Source organism: Microcoleus sp. (assembly GCF_049646505.1).
Classification (GTDB): Bacteria; Cyanobacteriota; Cyanobacteriia; order Cyanobacteriales; family Microcoleaceae; genus Microcoleus.
Genome location: NZ_JBARVX010000482.1, coordinates 1 through 18,576, shown reverse-complemented (window position 1 = coordinate 18,576; position 18,576 = coordinate 1). Strand labels below are relative to the sequence as shown.

Below are 18,576 nucleotides of genomic sequence, written 5' to 3'. Positions count from 1 at the left end.
ATAGAGCGGTATTTAGCCCCCCCTTACTAAGGGGGGGAGCAAGAACAGAATTTAGCTCGCCCATCCCTAGGGAAGATAGAGCGGTATTTAGCCCCCCCTTACTAAGGGGGGGTTGGGGGGGGTTAGCAGATTCCAAAATTTGCTGGTAAAGCCCCAATAACTGGCCTGCTTTTTGCTGATTTCTCAAAATGCGATCGCGAATAGTTTTCAAATGTTCGGGCTCATCCTGGGATTCCCAATTCTCCACAATCTGCAACTGCACCACCTCTTCAACCGATCGCAAATTTCCCAATGCAGATTCCTCAAGCACCAACTTGCACAGCTTTTGCGTTAAAAAAGGTTGTCCGCCCGTCCAATCTAGAATTTGGGCGATCGCACTTTCAGCATCACCAACTTGTCCCCGCCAACCATCAATCAAAGGCTGCACTTCATCAATTTTAAAACCGCCTAAATTTATCGCCTTACCAATATTAAAAGGAGTTTGAGTTTTATCAGCAATCAAATCCGCCGGTGTCGCCACCCCCAACAGCGCAAAAGTCAGCCTGCGGTATAAAAAATTGTCAACTCTTTGATTGTAAAACCAGCGAATCAGAGCAAAAAACTCATCCGTAGAAAAATTCATGCTTAAAACGCGATCGATCTCGTCAACAAAAATAACAATATCTTGTTTTATTTCAACTAAAACAACTTCTTCAATAAACAAACTAAACCGCTGAAGAGGCGAAAACAAATCCCGGCGATCGCGCCACCAATTTCGCCAATTAATTTTACTTCCTAGCTTACAGCTACTGACCAAAGAATTAACAATACCAGCATACCACTTTTGGGCAGTTACATCCTCCTTACCAATCCCAGTTAAATCGATAAAAGCGCAAACAGTACCTTCAGCTTGCAATTTTTGCATAGCCCGCACCCGCAAACTAGATTTGCCCATTTGCCGGGAATTCAAAACATAACAAAACTCGCCAGCTTTCAAATATTCGTAAAAGTCCAAGTCTGCTTGGCGCGTCACGTAACTAGACGCATCTGCTGGGAGACTACCGCCAATCTGATATTCATAACCAAGTGGAGATTCTTTCATCACTGCCTGCACCTCAATCTAGACTTGATTGTACGATCGCAAACCTGACTATGTAGAGATTTACCAAAAAACCTGACTTTTGCTGATTTTGACGACTGGCGAATCGGCAGTCAGAAACCGGGTTTTTTGGGCAAATCCTTCGTTATAGCTGAAAAATTAGGTAAAAACCCGGTTATGAAGGTCTGATGCCTGAGTCCTGATTTTGATGATGCTTTGTCAGGCTGCACCTGATTTTCCCCTATAAATTCAGAACCTGAAGCTATTTATCAGTTCCTACAATACCTGATTTTATCACCATTGCCGTTCAAGAGTTTTAGCACGAAACTGATAACAGGAAGCAAAAGGTGCAGCAAACAAATACAAACACTTATCGCTTCCGCAAACTCAGAAAATCATCACAAATAGGAACTACTCCCATGACAGCACTTAGAACGATCGCCGATGCTAACATTTTTACCCCTAGATTCGGTTTGATTGAAGACTTGACCGACGTTCCTCGAACCAATCCCGATGACGAACCCAAGCCTAATAATTCCGGTTTGATTGAAGACTTTACCGACGTTCCTCGGCCAGACATCGATGATAACTTAATAGTAGAAACACGTAAAATAATCGCCTCTGACCGTAACTTTGCTAACAGCTTGTTCGGCAGCTTCGATAAAATCGGTGGCTTACCCAATGACAACATAACGGGAACAGCAGGAGATGACTATCTAATCGGCAGTGATGACAATCAGGTTCGCGATGCAATCTTTGGCGGTGGCGGTGCAGATACACTCAAAGGTCTAGACGGTGACGACTTCTTGTTTGGCGGTAGCGGTAAAGATCAGCTTTGTGGCGGCCGCGGTTCCGACTGGTTGGAAGGCAATAGTGGCGATGATATTCTCATCGGCCACACCAACGGGCCAGGACAATATGATTCTTATGAAATCGACACCTTGATTGGTGGTTCTGGAGCAGATACATTCTCGCTAGTTATGAACGGTGGCCCAGACCCTAAACTTCCTTACTTAGATGGCTTAGGCGAGACTGCTTATGCGATTATTCGGGACTTTAAGAAATCTGATGGGGATGCAATTTTGATGCTGGGTAAAAAGCAAGATTACGAATTTACATCGGGCCAATACGGTTACGGCAGTCAGTCACTCAAAGACACAAAAATATTTTATAAAGGTGACATGATTGCTGTAGTTGCAGATAATATGGCTGCGGATTTAACCCTGTCATTCGTCTAATTCTATCTGTAGGTTTTGCATTACCAGCTATTGCTGTCAACTTTCCACATTTTTTCGCGAAGTCCGGCGGGGGTTTAAACCCCCGCCTTATAGCTTAAGTCCACTTGCATAAAACTGAAAAACTCATACCAAATCCGCTATTCATGTGAATTATTCATCTCTCTCTTGTCTCCCTCTGCGTTCTCTGTGTCCTCTGCGGTTAAATCATTCCGATCCAACCGGAAACCATATCAAAGCGATATCTACAGCAATCGCGGTCGATCGACAGAACAGCATCTGATACAATAAACTGCAAACCATGCTTTTCAACCTAAAACACGGCAGAAATACTCGCGGTACAAATTGCAGCGCGGCATCACATAATTGTTTTGCCGCCGCACAATTCCCATGCTGTGCAATTTGTAAATTTGCATTGAATCTAATTCAACTGGTTCTGCCGAATTTACAACTTTTTTTAAAGCCAAAGCTAATTCGGGATTTTGTTGTAGAATCTCTAAATGCTTCCGCAAATGATTGCTGTAGATTCCCGATTCTGAGGCTGCATTTTCTAATAGCTGATTTAATGAAATTTTGCCACAACTAACCTCATACATTGCCAATCTTACTAAATAAGGATGTCCGCCGATCGCACTTATCAACTCTTGCAACTGTCCATCACCCCAATCCAAGCCGTGAACCCCAGCCAAATCGTGGATTTGCTGGCTGTCAAACTCCTGCAGTTCCACGGGCACTCCCGCATTAAACGGAGATTGATTCATATCCAAAGGAATATAAACCTCCGTAGAATGCGCCATTACCAACCGTAAATTTTTCCAGATATCAGAAATTTTGGCTTTTTCGTGCCAGCTTCGCAGCATCCCCAGAAAATCTTCAACTACTTCTGTGTAGGGAAATATGCGATCGACTTCATCCAATCCCAACACTAGAGGAGTTGCTATTTCTGCCAGCAAATACTCTTCAAAGTATACCGTACAGTTATCGTTGCTGCCCAAAATATCCGTATCCCAATACTCGTTTAACTTATTTTCTAACTTTAACTGCCGGCTTACCATCAAGCACATCCAGCGCAAAAATTTATCAAGATTTGTTAATATTCCTCGATCGGCGGCGCTCAAATCCAAATAAACTGCATGATAATTTTCCCGGACAGCGCGAGCTAAAATCCGGTTCATCAGTGAAGTTTTACCCATCATCTCCGGGGCCTTAATCCGAATCAGAGAACCGGGTTTGACAACCGTTTCCTCGCAGAGAGAGTCGATGCTGGAACGCTCTATATAAAAAGGTGAATCTAAGGCTACTGAACCTTCGGGGAATTGCAAATTTGCCCCCGTCGGTAATGTTGGCGATGGCGGATTTGCAGATAAAGATTGACTGGGTTCTGCTTCATAAGCTCTCCTCAGCGCTTCTTTGAAATTTTTCTTAGTAATTCTTTCTCCCAAAGCTTCAGAAAGCTTGTGCCACAATTTGTTACCGACATCTTTGTTGAGGTATTCAGCACTGTAGCCGTAGGTTTTGGCGATTTCATCGTAACTTTTTCCTTCCCAAGAACCTTGCAGGACTTTCGTTTCGAGGTCGCTGAGATATTTGCCGGTGTTTTGGGCAAAAATGCGATCGGCAGATTCTTTTGTTTGGTTCCAAGAGAATTCTAATTCTGAGTTCATGGGCTCGCCCGTGAGTACGTATATACGTAAGTATGCAGACTATTCCCAGAGAAGAGTTGTTCCTCCATCGGGAAATTACCCTGACTTTTCCCTATTTTAACTGATTTAAGCTGAGTTTTTACTGTAAATCATTGTTGAAATACCTGACTTTATTCCCCTGGTGGGTTTTCTTCTTAGAAAATAAGCTAGTTTTGAAGCAAGTTGATTATCGATCGCACTAAGCAAAGCTGCACCTCGCAAACGCCAGGGTAAAAGGATAAAAATTATGGCTGCTACCATTACCGTTAATAGCACAGATGACTTGAATACCAGGAATGCCGTCATCTCCCTCAGAGAGGCAATTCTGGTTGCCAATGGTACTCTGAATTTTGCTGCTTTGACAGTGGCAGAACAAGCGCAAATTAACGGCACTGTCGGTACTGGTGCCGATCGCGACACGATCGCCTTTAATATCGGGGCGATCGGTTCTCAGCAATTAATTCAGCCTTTATCCGCACTGCCGCCGATCTCCGATCCAGTTATTATCGACGGTTTGAGTCAAGGTGGCGCGGGCTATAACGGTTTGCCACTGGTGGAAATCAGCGGCAACCTCGCCGGATTTGGGATGGTCGGACTCGATATCACTGCTGGGAACAGTACCGTGCAAGGTTTAGCAATCAACAGATTTGACTGGGCAGGTATCCGCTTGCAAACCAATGGCAACAACACGATCGTCAACAATCACATCGGCACGGATCTCGCGGGTACGGTCGATCGGGGCAACCGCAGGGGAATCTCGATTGATGGCGTTCCAGATAATCGGATCGAGAACAACTTAATCTCTGGCAACAACACTGTTGGTGTCGGGCTTGGCATCGAGATTTCCGGCATCGCTGCGCGCAACAACCAAGTAATCAGCAACCTTATTGGCACTGATGTTACTGGTACTGTTGCGATCGGCAACAACGCTGGCATCAGCATCCGCAATGCGCCTGAAAACTTGATTCAGGACAACCTGATTTCTGGCAATGGGGGCCTTGGTGGCGGAATTTCGATCAACGGCCCAACTGCCAATCAAAATCGAGTTGTCGGCAACCTCATCGGCACTGATATCACGGGTAATGTAGCGCTAGGAAACGGTATCTATGGCATCTCTATTGGCAGCGCTTCTAACAATATTATCGGCGGAACGACGCCTCAAGAACGCAATATCATTTCTGGCAGTCAGACTGCGGGTATTTTTTTTGCAATAGCGCCCACAGTTGTAGGCGAACCTTCAGGCGGTGTACCTGCGACAAACCGAGTTGTCGGCAACTATATCGGCACAAATATCAGCGGTACTGCCGCTTTGGGAAGTCCGATCGGCGTCTTGATCGGTGTTGGCGAAAGTAACATCATCGGTGGCACGACACCGCAAGAACGCAATGTCATTTCCGGCAATCAAATGGCCGTCTTATTTCTTGGCAACGAGGTCACTGGCAACCGCGTTATCGGCAATTATATCGGCACGCAAGCTGACGGCAGCACTCCTTTACCTAATACCTCGTACAGCGTCATAGCTGACAAAACTGGCGTCAATAACCGCATCGGGGGTACCGCAGCAGGAGAAGGAAATACGATCGCATTTAATGCTAGTAACGGCATTCAAGTTACTGGTGGCAACGGCTTGGCAATTTTAGGCAATTCTATCTTTTCTAATAATGGTTTAGGCATCGATCTCGATAACGATGCCGATCCCTTAACTAGCGACGGCGTTACCCCAAACGACTTGGGAGATGCGGATACAGGCGGCAACGGCTTGCAAAATTTTCCTATTTTAAACTCCGCAACTGCTAGCAACGGCAACATTACTATTAACGGCACTCTCAACAGCATTCCCAATACGACTTTCCGCGTCGAATTTTTTGACAATACTGTTCTCGATTCCAGCGGTTACGGCGAAGGGCAAACTTATCTCAACTTTGTTAATGTCATCACTGATGCTGCTGGCAATGCTAATTTTACATCGCCGCCCTTAACTGCAACAGGGGCGATCGTCACTAATGCTACTAACTTAACGACTAACGATACTTCCGAATTTTCTCAACCTTCCCCCGGCTTACTGCAATTTAGCAACCCCGCTTACACGGTGAATGAAAGCGGTACAGTTGTAGGTGCTGCGATTACTGTCGATCGCATTGCTGGTAACAAAGGTGCTGTTGGGGCAACATTGACGCTGGCGGATGGTACTGCTGTTGCTGCTGACTACACCAATACCCCGATCGCGATTAACTTTGCCGCTGGCGATACGACACCAAAAATTGTGACTATTCCGATCGCAGATGATGCGATCGATGAAGCTGACGAAACGGTTAATTTATCTCTGACTAATCCAACGGGAAATGCTACGGTGGGCGATCGATACAACAATGCAGTTTTGACGATCGCAGATAATGACAATCCTCCAACTATCAGCATCGCCCCCGCCACGATTAACCAAGCTGAAGGCAATACAGGAACAACCGCCTACAACTATACAGTTAGCCTCTCCAATGCTTCTGGTTTGCCCATTACTGTTAACTACAAGACAGATGACGGTACTGCTACTACGGCAGATCTCGACTACGAAGATAATGACGGTAATCTCATCTTTAATCCAGGAGAAGCGCTAACAAAGGCGATCGCTGTACTTGCTAAGGGCGACGGCAAAATCGAGGTGGATGAAACTTTCAGCGTCATCCTCAATAATGCTACCAACGGCGCGATCGATCCCGCCGCCAACCAAAGTACGGGCATCATTCTCAATGATGATAATGCCCCAACTCCAACTCCAACTCCAACGCCAACTCCCACACCAATTCCGACAGAAACACCAACACCAACTCCCACACCAATTCCAACAGAAACACCAACGCCAACTCCCACACCAATTCCGACAGAAACGCCAACGCCAATTCCGACAGAAACGCCAACGCCAACACCTACACCAATTTCTACAGAAACACCAACACCAACGCCAACACCTACACCAATTCCAATACCGACACCGACACCAACGCCAACTCCGACAGAAATTCCGACAGAAACGCCAACACCAACTCCGACACCGATTCCGACACCGATTCCGACACCAACTCCGGCAGAAATTCCGACAGAAACGCCAACGCCAACACCAATTCCGACACCGATTCCGATAGAAACGCCAACGCCAACTCCCACAGAAATTCCGACACCAATTCCGGCAGAAACGCCAACGCCAACTCCGACAGAAATTCCGACACCAACACCAACTCCGACAGAAATTCCGACAGAAATTCCGACAGAAATTCCGACAGAAAATTGCCTTTGTAACTCTCTATCCCTCCCAAATCTCAACCAACCCAATCCGACAAAAAAGGTAGTTGTGAATAATGCGGATCTAATCCTCACAGGTACTGCTAGCAATGAGAGATTCGACGGTAGCAGCAGCGAGGACTATTTCCAGGCTGGAGAAGGTAACGACAACCTCTTTGGTGGCGAAGGAAATGATTTTTGTAACGGCAATGAAGACAATGACTTTATTTCAGGCGGAGCGGGAGATGACTGGCTTTTTGGTGGCAAGAATCAAGACATTATTCTTGGCAATGAAGGAGAAGATACATTATTAGGAAATCGAGGAGAAGATTCACTCAATGGCAGAGAAGATAGCGACTTCATTAATGGCAACGAAGACTCCGATTTTTTGGATGGAGGCAAAGGAAACGATTTCTTATTGGGAGGTAAGGATCGAGATTTAATTTTAGGCAGTGAAGGCAACGATACTCTGTTGGGAAATTTAGGTGATGATACAGCCTGTGGTGGCGGTGGTAGCGATTACTTGCGGGGCGATGAAAATAACGACTTACTGGGTGGATGTGAAGGAAATGATACGATTTTCGGAGGGGAAAACAATGATACCATATTTGGAGGAGCGGGAGAGGACTTTTTAAGTGGCGATTTGGGAGATGATGTTTTAATTGGAGGAAGTGGGAGCGATCGTTTTCTGCTTTGGGCCGATTCTGGCATGGATATCATTTTAGATTTTGAACCCGGAAAAGATGCGATCGCCCTTACTCAAGGTTTGACTTCCTCTCAACTGTCAATTACTCAAGCAAACAGCGACACCTTAATCCGGTTGACAGCAACAGGTCAAATTTTAGCTACTCTCAATAATGTATCTGTTTCTCCTACCATTTTAGATTTTTGATTGGAATGAATGACTAATATAGCAATCCTAAATAACTTGTGTAATTATTGTAGGGGCAAACCCCCCGTGGTTGCCCCCATGAGGCTGGGGTAGGCACGGGGAGTAGGGGTCGCACTACCCCTACATATTTGTACAACTGATTTAGGATTGCTATATCTGATTTTTTGTAGAGTATTTAATGAGGTTTTTTATCATGAAAGTTGCAGGCGATCGACAAAAATCAAGTAGATTTTTATACACAAGTTTGACCTTAGTTTCAGCTATCCTCTTAGGAGGCTTGGGAAAGGTTTCTGAGTCCAACAACACAGCTTTAGCAGAAGAAAACATCCCCATTAGCGGTAGCGGCGACGCGCAACTACAGCCGATTTTGCAATCCCTGACAGAGTTCATGCGCTACCGCTGCGTCGGTGCGGCTGTCCTCGGTGTTTCTGTCAAAGGTAAGCCCGTGGGTGTTTGGGGTTTGGGGCGCATGAAAGACCGATCGACCTTGAACGCAAATCCGGCTTGCGGCGACGATATGCAGGCTCCTCAAAGCGCGATCGTACCCGCAGATACCCCCATGCGTATGGGCAGCATCAGCAAGCCTGTTACCTTTGCAATGGTGCGCTGGGCGCTGAAACAGACGGCGCGCGATCGGGCTGGCTTAGAACTGACTGATGACCAAATTGAAGAGATGAAATTGTTCGACCCCCAGCATTATCCGCCCCTAATTCCCGGTTTGAACAAGCAATATCCAGTCGCGATTATCCCTGAAAAATTGCACGCCGTATTTTCGGGGAAAGTCAAATTTCCGGTTGCTGTGAAAGACAAAAACTGTGCCAATCTCAACACGGGATTTGCCGACAAACAGTGGCAAAATGTCACTCTCGGACACTTATTGTCGCACAGGTCGGGACTTCAGCGGAGCGCGCCCCGATACGGTCAAGATGTAACGGCAAATTTGCCAGTGCTTCGGAATTTGAAAACAGCAGCAGATTTTCAATCGCAAGAACAGCTACTTATCAATGAATGGAGCAACAAATCTGTCGGTTCAGCTAAAAATCAACTCAGTATTGCTCCCAATGCTGGCTATTTTGTACCGATTCCTACTTTAGAAGAAATTATGCTGGTTTTGGCTGGGCGATGCCTTCAGTATCCCCTCGGTCAATATCATTATTCCAATACCAGTCCGGCATTTCCTACGATTATTATGCAGCAGTTGGTAGCCTCCGGCAGATATGCTGCTAAAACGGGTAAACCAGAAACTCATCAAGGCTCTGCTTTGGAGCTTTTTTTCAAAACAGAGTTGGGAATTCCTACTACGGCTACCAAGGGAATTTTTATGACCCAAGAAGTAGAAAACTTTAGCAGTCGCGAACCGGAAAAGCGCCACTGGAACGGAAAGAATTATTACGGGACGGGATGGGATTTGAAGCGACCGCACTGCATTTGGAATGGCAGCTTTTGCGATTTTTCTAGTTGGATAAATACCAAGCCGGGGAGGATAAATTGGTCTTGGAATTTAAGCCAGGTTCTTTTTTCCCGCAGAAACACAGATTTGAGTCCCGGCACCGGTTTGCTAGCTGCAGAAGCTGGAGTTTTTCTCAAATTCATGTCACAATATTGGGTTGGTGGTTATGAGAATAACCCGCGCATCGGGGAAAAGCGAAATAATGTTTGGAATCGATATACTGTTCACAATGGCTCCCTTGATGGTACTCATGCTTGGGCAATTCAGTTAGGGGGAAAGAATAATCCGAAGGAGTGGAAATTGCCGCCTGTGGACGATCGAGGTCAGATCCTTGATGATTTTGCTAATTTGAAGATGTATGCGGGTGTGTTGCCGGATGGAGTTGATATTTTTGTGGCGGTGAATCAGAGGGCGGATAAGAAGTGTGTTGAGGCTAAGGGTTACAATTGCGGGGATGCTTACGGACTTTTGGATAATTTTATTTTGTACGGTGCTTCTCGGGTAAATTGGAATAGGGTTGCAGCGAGTGCTGGTGTCAAATAATATTGATAAATCATATCAATTCCGGTTGCACTCATACATGACTGTTGACTGTTGACTGTTGACTGTTGACTGTTGACTGTTGACTGTTGACTGTTGACTGTTGACTGTTGACTGTTAAGTTATACCAATTTCATAAAGCTAGATATGACCCCCCCCAACCCCCCCGCGAGTTCGGGGGGGCTAAGAGTTCATCTATAGCACATCTTTAGAAAAATGGTATTAAGAGGGCGGGCACGCACCATCCACCGCCCCTACTGACTGTTGACTCGATTTTATTATTCCGATGCAACCGGAAACGATATCATACCAATTCCGGTTGCACTCATACATGATGTTAACTGTTAACTGTTAACTGTTAACTGTTAACAGTCAACAGTCAACAGTGAATTTACTATTCCGATGCAACCGGAAACGATATCATATCGTGTCCGAGCGATTGACCGCAATAAAATTAGTTCGTAGTGCGGAATTAAGTCCGCACTACGAACCGTTTTTGTGATAGTAATCGCTCGCACATAATATCAACGACAGATACGAGGCATATCGATACAGATAAGCGCAGATAATTTCACAAAATTCTGCAATTTTTGCCAGAAATTTATGGTAAAATTAAGACTCAATTTAAATATGAGTTTCTGAACAAGCCCATGAATTTCCGCTTCCGACTGTGTACTTCCATCAGTTGAGCGCGATAAGCAGACCACTCAACTTTTCGCCCAGCTTGTATATAGGCAGCACGGGCTTTTTCGAGCCACTTAATCGCACTATCGTACTCGGCTGATTTCATTGCATTTAGAATCGATTCAGCGCGCCGACAAGCATTGGCGATTACCCAATCTGGGCGATGGGGAATTGCCGCCATCATCACTCGATGAACCAGTTCGGAACTGTAAGATGTTTCTACAAGGGCGATCGCCTCTTCAATCATTTTTTCATGCAGAAAAATATCAACCTTTGCTTCGGTAGAATTGTAGTTTTGAATGGTTCTTACAATTGCCAATAAATCTGCTTTCAATGTTGAGCAATTATCTTCCGATAACTCCTGCAATGAAAGATAATCCTTCAAGGAAGGTTGAATTTCAAAAACTTTCATTTTAGCATTAAACGCAGCTTCTTTTTCGCCCAATTCATCGGCTAATTCACTCATACAAATTGCTAGTTTGTAGGTAGAGTTGCCGGGTAAATTCAACCCAGCTTGACAAATTTTTAGAGCTTCTTCTGAGTATCCGTCTTCTTGTAAAATTTGAACTAGAGCAAAAGCTTCTTCGACTGATGTCATCTCTGTTCCCGCAGCTTTCACAGCTTCTTCTATTCTCCCCAAACGAGCTAACATGGTCAGATATTGTTGAATACAGCCTTCTGCTTTGGCTAGGTATAAGTATTCTTTGTCGCGGTTCTGGCGATCGAGAATTTGCAAGCGAGTCAAGGTTAAGTCACGAGCACAATCTGGTGCATCTACATCCCAAAGTCCTTGTCCAGTAAGGTTTCCTTCTAGTATCTGCTGGAGTGGCGGGTAGTCCCAACCTTGGCGTAAAGCTTCCAAACTCATGCTGAAATCACAATCCCATTCATCATTCCAACCTTCTAACATCACCTGGAGATCGATCTGTTCTTCACCAGTGAGTTCAGCCGTCAAAATGGCTTCTGTCCAAGCTTCATCCAAAGGGCTATTTATACCATAACTTTCAATACCATATTCTGCTGCCTCATTCCAATCTTCAACGCAACCAGTGGTAATGGCTTCTAAAATTACTAAAGCGTTTTTGCCATCTCCTTGTTCGCTGAATTCCTGGGCTTGCTGAATCAATTCTAAAATTTCTTCTGTAATCGGGTCTTCTTCATCATAACCATATTCATACTCGGAATAAGTCTCAGCTTGTCGGAAAATGTCTCGTACTTGTCGCCGAAAAGGAGCAGGATCGATCGCACTTTGGCGATGTATTTTCGTCAGTTGGCTTGTCGGAGCAGACACAGCGTTTGAATTGACGTATAGTTCGATCGCATTTATCAGCGACGGTTCGTTGTCCGCTAAATGCTCTACTAACTCATAGATTTGGGCATCGTTGAGGCGAGAAAGCAATTCTTCCAGCCTCTCGCCATGTTCAATTTTTTCGGGTTCTCGCAGACACAAAAACAGCGTAGCGATAATGTGTTTGCACCATCCATCGCCATCGTAAGGACAAGTGCACAATACTCCAGATGTTAATCCCGCAGGATTGAACGGCAGGCTAACGCTGTAGGCTTGAGATTGAGAACCGTATACTGTTGCTTGCACCATATTGCCACGGAGGACTGCGTTAGTAACAGTTCCACCTAAATAGTAATCTTCGGCTCGGTTGAGCGATCGCTCAGAACTGTTATTTTTGACGATTGTTTCACTAAGTTTGGGAATAGGCATCACACCAGACCTCAGCAATTAAAGGATTAGACTCGATTTTACTTCAGAAATGCACTTGGTCTACCATTTGATTGCTGAGACCAATTTAATGTGAAATTGCACATATCCCGATCCCCCTCGCATCCCCCTTCCCAAGGGGGACGAAAAAATTCTTACTCCCCCTTGGGAAGGGGGCTGGGGGGATCTGATTCTATGCAGCTTCATATTAAATTGGTATAAGATGTTGCTGTAACTTCTAATAATTTTAAAGGAATACCGGGCGGTTTAAACTGCCGCCTTATCTAATATGAACTGTCTTGAAATATAGGCTTGGTTTACTGGGAAGCTCACGCTCCAAAACAAGCATTCGTAAAACTTAATTTTTAGAATTTTTATATTTAAATTAATTTAAGTTCGAGAAGATGTGGTAAAATCAAGACAGCAATTTTTCAGATGAAAATTATGCAGTCAACTACCGAAAGTCTCATGGGAAAAGTTACAACAACGCTAGCGATTCAAAATCTGATAGATCAAGCTGATGCCGAACGAGGCATGATTCCAGTAGAGGAAATCAGGTCTGTCATTCTAGAAAATGTTTTGGTGGATACGGGCGCGACAACTTTGTGTTTGCCGAAAGATGTCATTGCTAGACTAGGTTTGAGAATCCTTAAGCAAGTGGTTGTGGAAACAGCCACAGGTATTAGCGAGGCTCGGATTTTTCAAGATGCTAAAATTTCTCTGTGCGGGCGCGAAGGCACGTTTGAGTGTTTGGAATTGCCAGAGGGGAAAACTCCGCTTTTAGGCGTGATTCCGATGGAAGCGCTGGGAATTGAAGTGGATTTGAAGCATCAAATTTTGAAGGTTTTGTCCGACGGGCCGACGGAAACTTATTTAACGATTCTTTGATGTTAATCTCAATGCAGGGGAAGTAAACATTATGCAGTCTACTGTGCAAACAGCAGCGGGCATTAAAACTGAACCCTCAACCCTCAACTGTCAACTATTTAAGATTCTTTGATATTCTTGAGTTTGGATGCTATCTATTCCAAAGGCAGCGCTAAGATGGTTAAGCACTGTTTTGCACTATTCTCATGTCCCAACGCGCCGAAACCTCACCCAGTCAGTCAAGTGCATCCCACAACGGACATCATGTGACGACTTTGAACTCCAACAGCCAAAATACGATTCAGATTCGGGGTGCGAGACAGCACAACCTGAAGAATATCGATTTGGAACTGCCGCGCGATCGACTGATCGTGTTTACTGGTGTCTCCGGTTCCGGTAAGTCTTCCCTGGCTTTCGATACAATTTTTGCAGAGGGACAGCGCCGCTACGTTGAGTCTCTCAGCGCCTACGCGCGCCAGTTTTTGGGACAGTTGGACAAACCGGATGTGGACGCGATCGAGGGGTTGAGTCCGGCTATTTCGATCGACCAAAAGTCAACTTCTCACAACCCGCGATCGAGTGTCGGCACTGTTACAGAAATTTACGATTATCTCAGATTGCTCTACGGCAGAGCTGGCGAACCGCACTGTCCGATTTGCGATCGCTGCATTGCGCCGCAGACAATTGATGAAATGTGCGATCGAGTCATGGCGCTTCCAGACGGCACTCGCTTTCACCTTCTGGCGCCCGTGGTGCGCGGAAAAAAAGGCACTCACCGCAAATTACTGTCTAGTTTAGCTTCCGAAGGATTTATTCGAGTCAAAGTTAACGGAGAAATTTTAGAACTGTCAGAAAATATCGAATTAGATAAAAATCATACGCACAACATCGAGATAGTTGTTGACAGGTTAGTTAAAAAACCCGGTTTAGAAGAACGTTTAGTTGATTCTCTCTCGACTTGTTTGCGACATTCTGAGGGAATTGCGATCGTTGAAGAGTTACCGACTGACGAAAATTCTGAACCAGCCAATGGGCCGATCGTGTTTTCCGAAAACTTTGCTTGTCCCGAACACGGCGCGGTGATGGAAGAACTTTCGCCCCGATTGTTTTCGTTTAATTCGCCCTACGGCGCGTGCCAAAACTGCCACGGTTTGGGGAATTTGCGGACTTTTGCGCCGGAGTTGGTCATTCCTGACGAGAAAGCACCTGTTTACTGCGCGATCGCCCCTTGGTCAGACAAAGACAATTCCTATTATCTCTCTTTGCTGTGCAGCGTTGCTGATGCTTGCGGCTTTGATATCGACACTCCTTGGTTCCGCTTGAGGCCAGAACACCAGCAGGTAATTTTGTATGGAAATCAGGAAAAGAGAACCGGAGAAAGTAAGAAACGAGACGGCAGCGTCACCGATCTGAGGAGAGATTTTAAGGGCGTTATTTCCATGTTGCAGCGCCAGTACGACGATACTGGTTCCGATTTAATTAAGCAGAAACTGGAACAGTATCGAGTCGATCGCTCTTGCGAGGTTTGTCGCGGCAAACGCTTGAAACCAGAGGCGCTGTCGGTGCGGCTGGGACAGTACGGAATTGTCGATTTGACCAGTATTTCGATTCGCGACTGTCGGGAGAGAGTCGAGAATTTGGGATTGAGCGATCGGCAATTCCAAATATCCGACTTAGCCCTGAGAGAAATCAAAGCAAGGCTGCAATTTTTGCTCGATGTCGGACTGGACTATCTGACCTTAGACCGCGCAGCAATGACGCTTTCCGGCGGAGAAGCCCAGCGAATTCGCCTCGCCACTCAAATCGGTTCGGGCTTGACCGGTGTACTCTACGTTTTGGACGAACCCAGCATCGGACTGCACCAAAGAGACAACTTTAAGCTGCTGCAAACATTAACAAAATTGCGGGATTTAGGCAATACTTTGATTGTAGTAGAACACGATGAAGAAACCATGCGATCGGCAGATCACATTGTCGATATCGGGCCCGGTGCCGGAGTTCACGGCGGCAAAATTATCTCGCAAGGAAGTTTAGAAAACTTGCTTGCCGCCGAGGAATCTTTAACCGGTGCTTATTTGTCGGGCAAGCGAGTAATTGAAACTCCCAATGAAAGGAGAAAAGGCAACGGCAAATCTCTCTCAATCAAAAATGCAACCCGCAACAATTTAAAAAATATCGATGTGGAAATTCCGCTGGGGAAACTTGTCTGCGTGACGGGCGTTTCCGGTTCGGGAAAATCCACTTTAATCAATGAACTGCTGTACCCGTCCCTGCAACACTATCTCACCAAAAAAGTTCCTTTACCGCCGGATATGGAAGCTCTCAAAACGAAGGGCGAACGCTCTATTCAGGATGTGGTTGATAAAGTAATTGTCATCGATCAATCTCCGATCGGTCGCACTCCGCGTTCCAATCCCGCTACTTACACCGGAGTTTTTGATGTGATTCGGGATTTGTTTGCCGAAAGCATTGAAGCAAAGGCAAGAGGTTACAAAGCTGGGCAGTTTTCTTTTAACGTGAAAGGAGGAAGGTGCGAAGCTTGCGGCGGCCAAGGAGTAAACGTGATTTCGATGAATTTTCTGCCGGATGTTTACGTGCAGTGCGAGGTTTGTAAAGGTGCGCGCTACAACCGGGAAACGCTGCAAGTGAAGTATAAAGGTAAGTCAATTTCTGATGTTTTGAACATGACAGTAGAGGAAGCCTGGGAAATGTTTAAAAATATTCCTAGGGCTGGTGTAAGATTGCAAACTTTGGTGGATGTGGGTTTGGGTTACATTCAGTTGGGACAGCCTGCACCGACTCTTTCTGGAGGCGAAGCGCAGCGGGTGAAGCTGGCAACGGAACTGTCGCGCCGCGCGACTGGGAAGACGCTTTATTTGATTGATGAACCGACGACTGGTTTGTCGTTTTACGACGTTCACCATTTGTTAAATGTGCTGCAAAGGTTGGTGGATAAGGGTAATTCAATTTTGGTAATCGAACACAATTTGGATGTGATTCGGTGCTGCGATTGGGCGATCGATTTGGGCCCGGAAGGAGGAGATAAGGGCGGCGAGATTATTGTGGCGGGAACGCCGGAGGATGTGGCGGCAAATCCGAGGTCTTATACTGGAAAGTATTTGCAAGCTGTTTTGCAGCAGCATCCTTTAGGGGAGGCTGTAGCTGTTAGTTAATACACTAACACGAATTATTATGCAATTGGCATACTAAAATCCTATTGTAGGGTGCGTCAGGTGAGCTTTTATAACGATTAGTGAGAGTTACAATATCTGACGCACTTTACAACTGAAATTAATACTACTCTAATGGGGCGATCGGTTACAGTTATTCGTGGGTAATATTCTGGTATAATATGTACTGATAGTGTCCGATGTAAATGCTTGGGTAAAATCTGAAAATGGCAAAGGATCTCTTCCACAACACGGTCAAAATCGCCCTACAAAAAGATGGCTGGAAGATTACCCACGATCCCTACCAGTTACGCTATGGTGTTGCTGATGTCTACATCGATCTTGCAGCCGAAGAAGCGATCGCCGCTGAGAAAGAAGGACGTAAAATAGCTGTAGAAGTCAAAAGTTTCGCAGGTGGGTCTACCATTTCTGAATTCCACACCGCCCTCGGTCAATTCCTCAACTATCGCATTGCCATCGAAGTCTCTAGCGAACCAGAACGTATACTGTATCTGGCAGTGCCCACCGATACCTATCAAATGTTTCTCAGATTTGAACCCGCAAAAACTGTCATTGAACGTTATGAAATTCGACTAATTATTTACAATCCAACTCGTAAGGCGATCGACCAATGGATAGACTAAACGAATACCGCAAAATTGTTTGTGACTTTCTCGAAGACTTTTCTAAAAATGACGCAAATGGTCAGCTAATCTTCGATATAGCCCGCGATCGATACCTCGTCATGCACAACGAATGGCGCGACGAATATCGCATCTATGGGTGTGCCATGCAGCTTGATATCATCGAAAATCAAATCTGGATTCAACACAACAGTACCGAAATCTACATCGATCGAGAACTGATTCAACGCGGTGTGTTTTCTCAAGATATCATTTTTGGGTTTCGCTCCCCCAGCATCCGAAAACTCCTTGCCGCCAACTCTTCCTAGAGACAAAGATTCTGTGATAAAATGATGAGATAGCACGTTATTCTTTGCCCTTTGACAATGGCAGAACCGATATTTCAATTGTCTCGTGTTTCGGGAGTTCCAGTCACAAAGTTCTATGCGTATTTTGTCCCGCAGCACCTTGCGAAACTTCTGGGAAACTCATCCAGATGCCTCAGAAGCACTAAAAACTTGGTACTACGAAGCGTCTCACGCCGATTGGCAGAGTCCAGTCGATGTTAAGTCCGCTCATCGTAATGCCAGCATCATTGCCAACAATCGTGTTGTGTTCAACATCAAAGGCAATTCCTATCGGCTGATTGTTGCCATTCGTTATGACATCGGCATTATTTTTATCCGCTTTATTGGCACTCATGCCGAGTATGACAAGGTAGATGCAGAAACAATCTAAACACAAATTGATATATGGAAATACGTCCAATTAGAACCCAAACTGACTATCAGGAAGCCCTTCGAGAGGTTGAGTTGCTGTTTAATGCAGCTCCTAGTACACCTGAGTCCGATCGCCTAGATGTGCTCAGTACCCTAGTAGAAGCTTACGAGAAGGCACACTTTCCGATCGCAATACCCGATCCCATTGCAGCCATTCAATACTACATGGAGGCTCGCGGATGGTCTGGTAGCGATTTGGAACAATGTATTGGCAGTCGAGTTAAAGTTTCTGAGATATTATCTCGCAAACGATCCTTGACTCTGGAAATGATTCGGAAGCTGAATCAAGAGTTAGGAATTCCCGCTGAGATTCTCATCCAGCCCTATGAGTCGCTACAAACCTCCGCCTAACAATAGAACACCATATTTTGGGACAGTTGGTAATTTTCCATTGCACAGACAAGGCACCCGAACAGTCACAAAGCAGGATTTTGGATGAAAGATTAACTATCTTGAATTGTGGGAGACATTGCCATATTTTCTGCTTGTTTTTGCATAAATTCAATGTCCGATGGCAACCAAGTGCGGGGCCCCCTGCATTGATGAGCAACTAACAGCCCCCACAGCCCTTTTTTGGTTAAAATTGGCA

13 protein-coding genes are annotated in these 18,576 nt (G+C 45.4%); 9 read left to right on the top strand and 4 right to left on the bottom strand.

Annotated features, from left to right (window positions below; translation table 11 throughout):
- Positions 1-1,081 (bottom strand): AAA-like domain-containing protein (locus WBA89_RS23135; protein WP_424409758.1); only part of this gene is annotated, 1,081 nt, incomplete at its 3' end.
- 416 nt (positions 1,082-1,497) lie between these two features.
- Between WBA89_RS23135 and WBA89_RS23130 the strand changes: the two genes are divergently transcribed.
- Positions 1,498-2,316, top strand: a complete 819-nt coding sequence (locus WBA89_RS23130; protein WP_424409757.1) for a calcium-binding protein — start codon at positions 1,498-1,500, stop codon at positions 2,314-2,316.
- Between the two features lie 305 nt (positions 2,317-2,621).
- On the opposite strand, the gene WBA89_RS23125 is transcribed toward WBA89_RS23130, so the two are convergent.
- The gene (locus WBA89_RS23125; RefSeq protein ID WP_424409756.1) at positions 2,622-3,977 is read right to left on the bottom strand and encodes an AAA-like domain-containing protein; all 1,356 of its coding nucleotides are present in this window, start codon (positions 3,975-3,977) and stop codon (positions 2,622-2,624) included.
- A gap of 265 nt (positions 3,978-4,242) precedes the next feature.
- On the opposite strand from WBA89_RS23125, the gene WBA89_RS23120 reads away from it, so the two are divergent.
- Both WBA89_RS23120 and WBA89_RS23115 read left to right on the top strand, forming a co-directional pair.
- Complete coding sequence (locus WBA89_RS23120) at positions 4,243-8,160, top strand: beta strand repeat-containing protein (protein ID WP_424409754.1); 3,918 nt, start codon at positions 4,243-4,245, stop codon at positions 8,158-8,160.
- A 193-nt stretch (positions 8,161-8,353) separates the two neighbouring features.
- Positions 8,354-10,153, top strand: a complete 1,800-nt coding sequence (locus WBA89_RS23115) for a serine hydrolase (protein ID WP_424409752.1) — start codon at positions 8,354-8,356, stop codon at positions 10,151-10,153.
- Between the two features lie 616 nt (positions 10,154-10,769).
- Here WBA89_RS23115 and WBA89_RS23110 read toward each other — a convergent pair.
- Entirely contained in the window at positions 10,770-12,551 is a 1,782-nt protein-coding gene (locus tag WBA89_RS23110; RefSeq protein WP_424409750.1) for an SWIM zinc finger family protein, read from the bottom strand.
- Positions 12,552-12,992: 441 nt separating this feature from the next.
- On the opposite strand from WBA89_RS23110, the gene WBA89_RS23105 reads away from it, so the two are divergent.
- The 6 genes from WBA89_RS23105 to WBA89_RS23080 all read left to right on the top strand — a co-directional run bounded on the left by WBA89_RS23105 (position 12,993) and on the right by WBA89_RS23080 (position 18,338).
- The gene (locus tag WBA89_RS23105) at positions 12,993-13,436 is read left to right on the top strand and encodes a retroviral-like aspartic protease family protein (protein WP_424409748.1); all 444 of its coding nucleotides are present in this window, start codon (positions 12,993-12,995) and stop codon (positions 13,434-13,436) included.
- A 185-nt stretch (positions 13,437-13,621) separates the two neighbouring features.
- The gene (gene uvrA, locus WBA89_RS23100; RefSeq protein WP_424409746.1) at positions 13,622-16,588 is read left to right on the top strand and encodes an excinuclease ABC subunit UvrA; all 2,967 of its coding nucleotides are present in this window, start codon (positions 13,622-13,624) and stop codon (positions 16,586-16,588) included.
- A gap of 224 nt (positions 16,589-16,812) precedes the next feature.
- Positions 16,813-17,229: a XisH family protein gene (locus WBA89_RS23095; protein ID WP_424409744.1), complete on the top strand. Its 417-nt coding sequence runs from the start codon at positions 16,813-16,815 to the stop codon at positions 17,227-17,229.
- A complete protein-coding gene (locus WBA89_RS23090; RefSeq protein WP_424409742.1) occupies positions 17,217-17,537 on the top strand; it encodes an element excision factor XisI family protein in 321 nt (106 codons plus the stop codon). Before WBA89_RS23095 ends, WBA89_RS23090 begins: the two co-directional genes overlap by 13 nt.
- Before the next feature lie 115 nt (positions 17,538-17,652).
- A complete protein-coding gene (locus WBA89_RS23085) occupies positions 17,653-17,946 on the top strand; it encodes a type II toxin-antitoxin system HigB family toxin (protein ID WP_333198421.1) in 294 nt (97 codons plus the stop codon).
- Positions 17,947-17,960: 14 nt separating this feature from the next.
- Positions 17,961-18,338 (top strand): transcriptional regulator, encoded by a 378-nt coding sequence (locus tag WBA89_RS23080; protein ID WP_333421527.1) that lies wholly within the window; start codon positions 17,961-17,963, stop codon positions 18,336-18,338.
- A gap of 92 nt (positions 18,339-18,430) precedes the next feature.
- Here WBA89_RS23080 and WBA89_RS23075 read toward each other — a convergent pair whose 3' ends face one another.
- Positions 18,431-18,571 carry a GAF domain-containing protein gene (locus WBA89_RS23075; RefSeq protein WP_424409760.1) on the bottom strand — a complete coding sequence of 47 codons (141 nt, stop codon included), beginning with the start codon at positions 18,569-18,571 and terminating at the stop codon, positions 18,431-18,433.
- Positions 18,572-18,576: the final 5 nt, after the last annotated feature.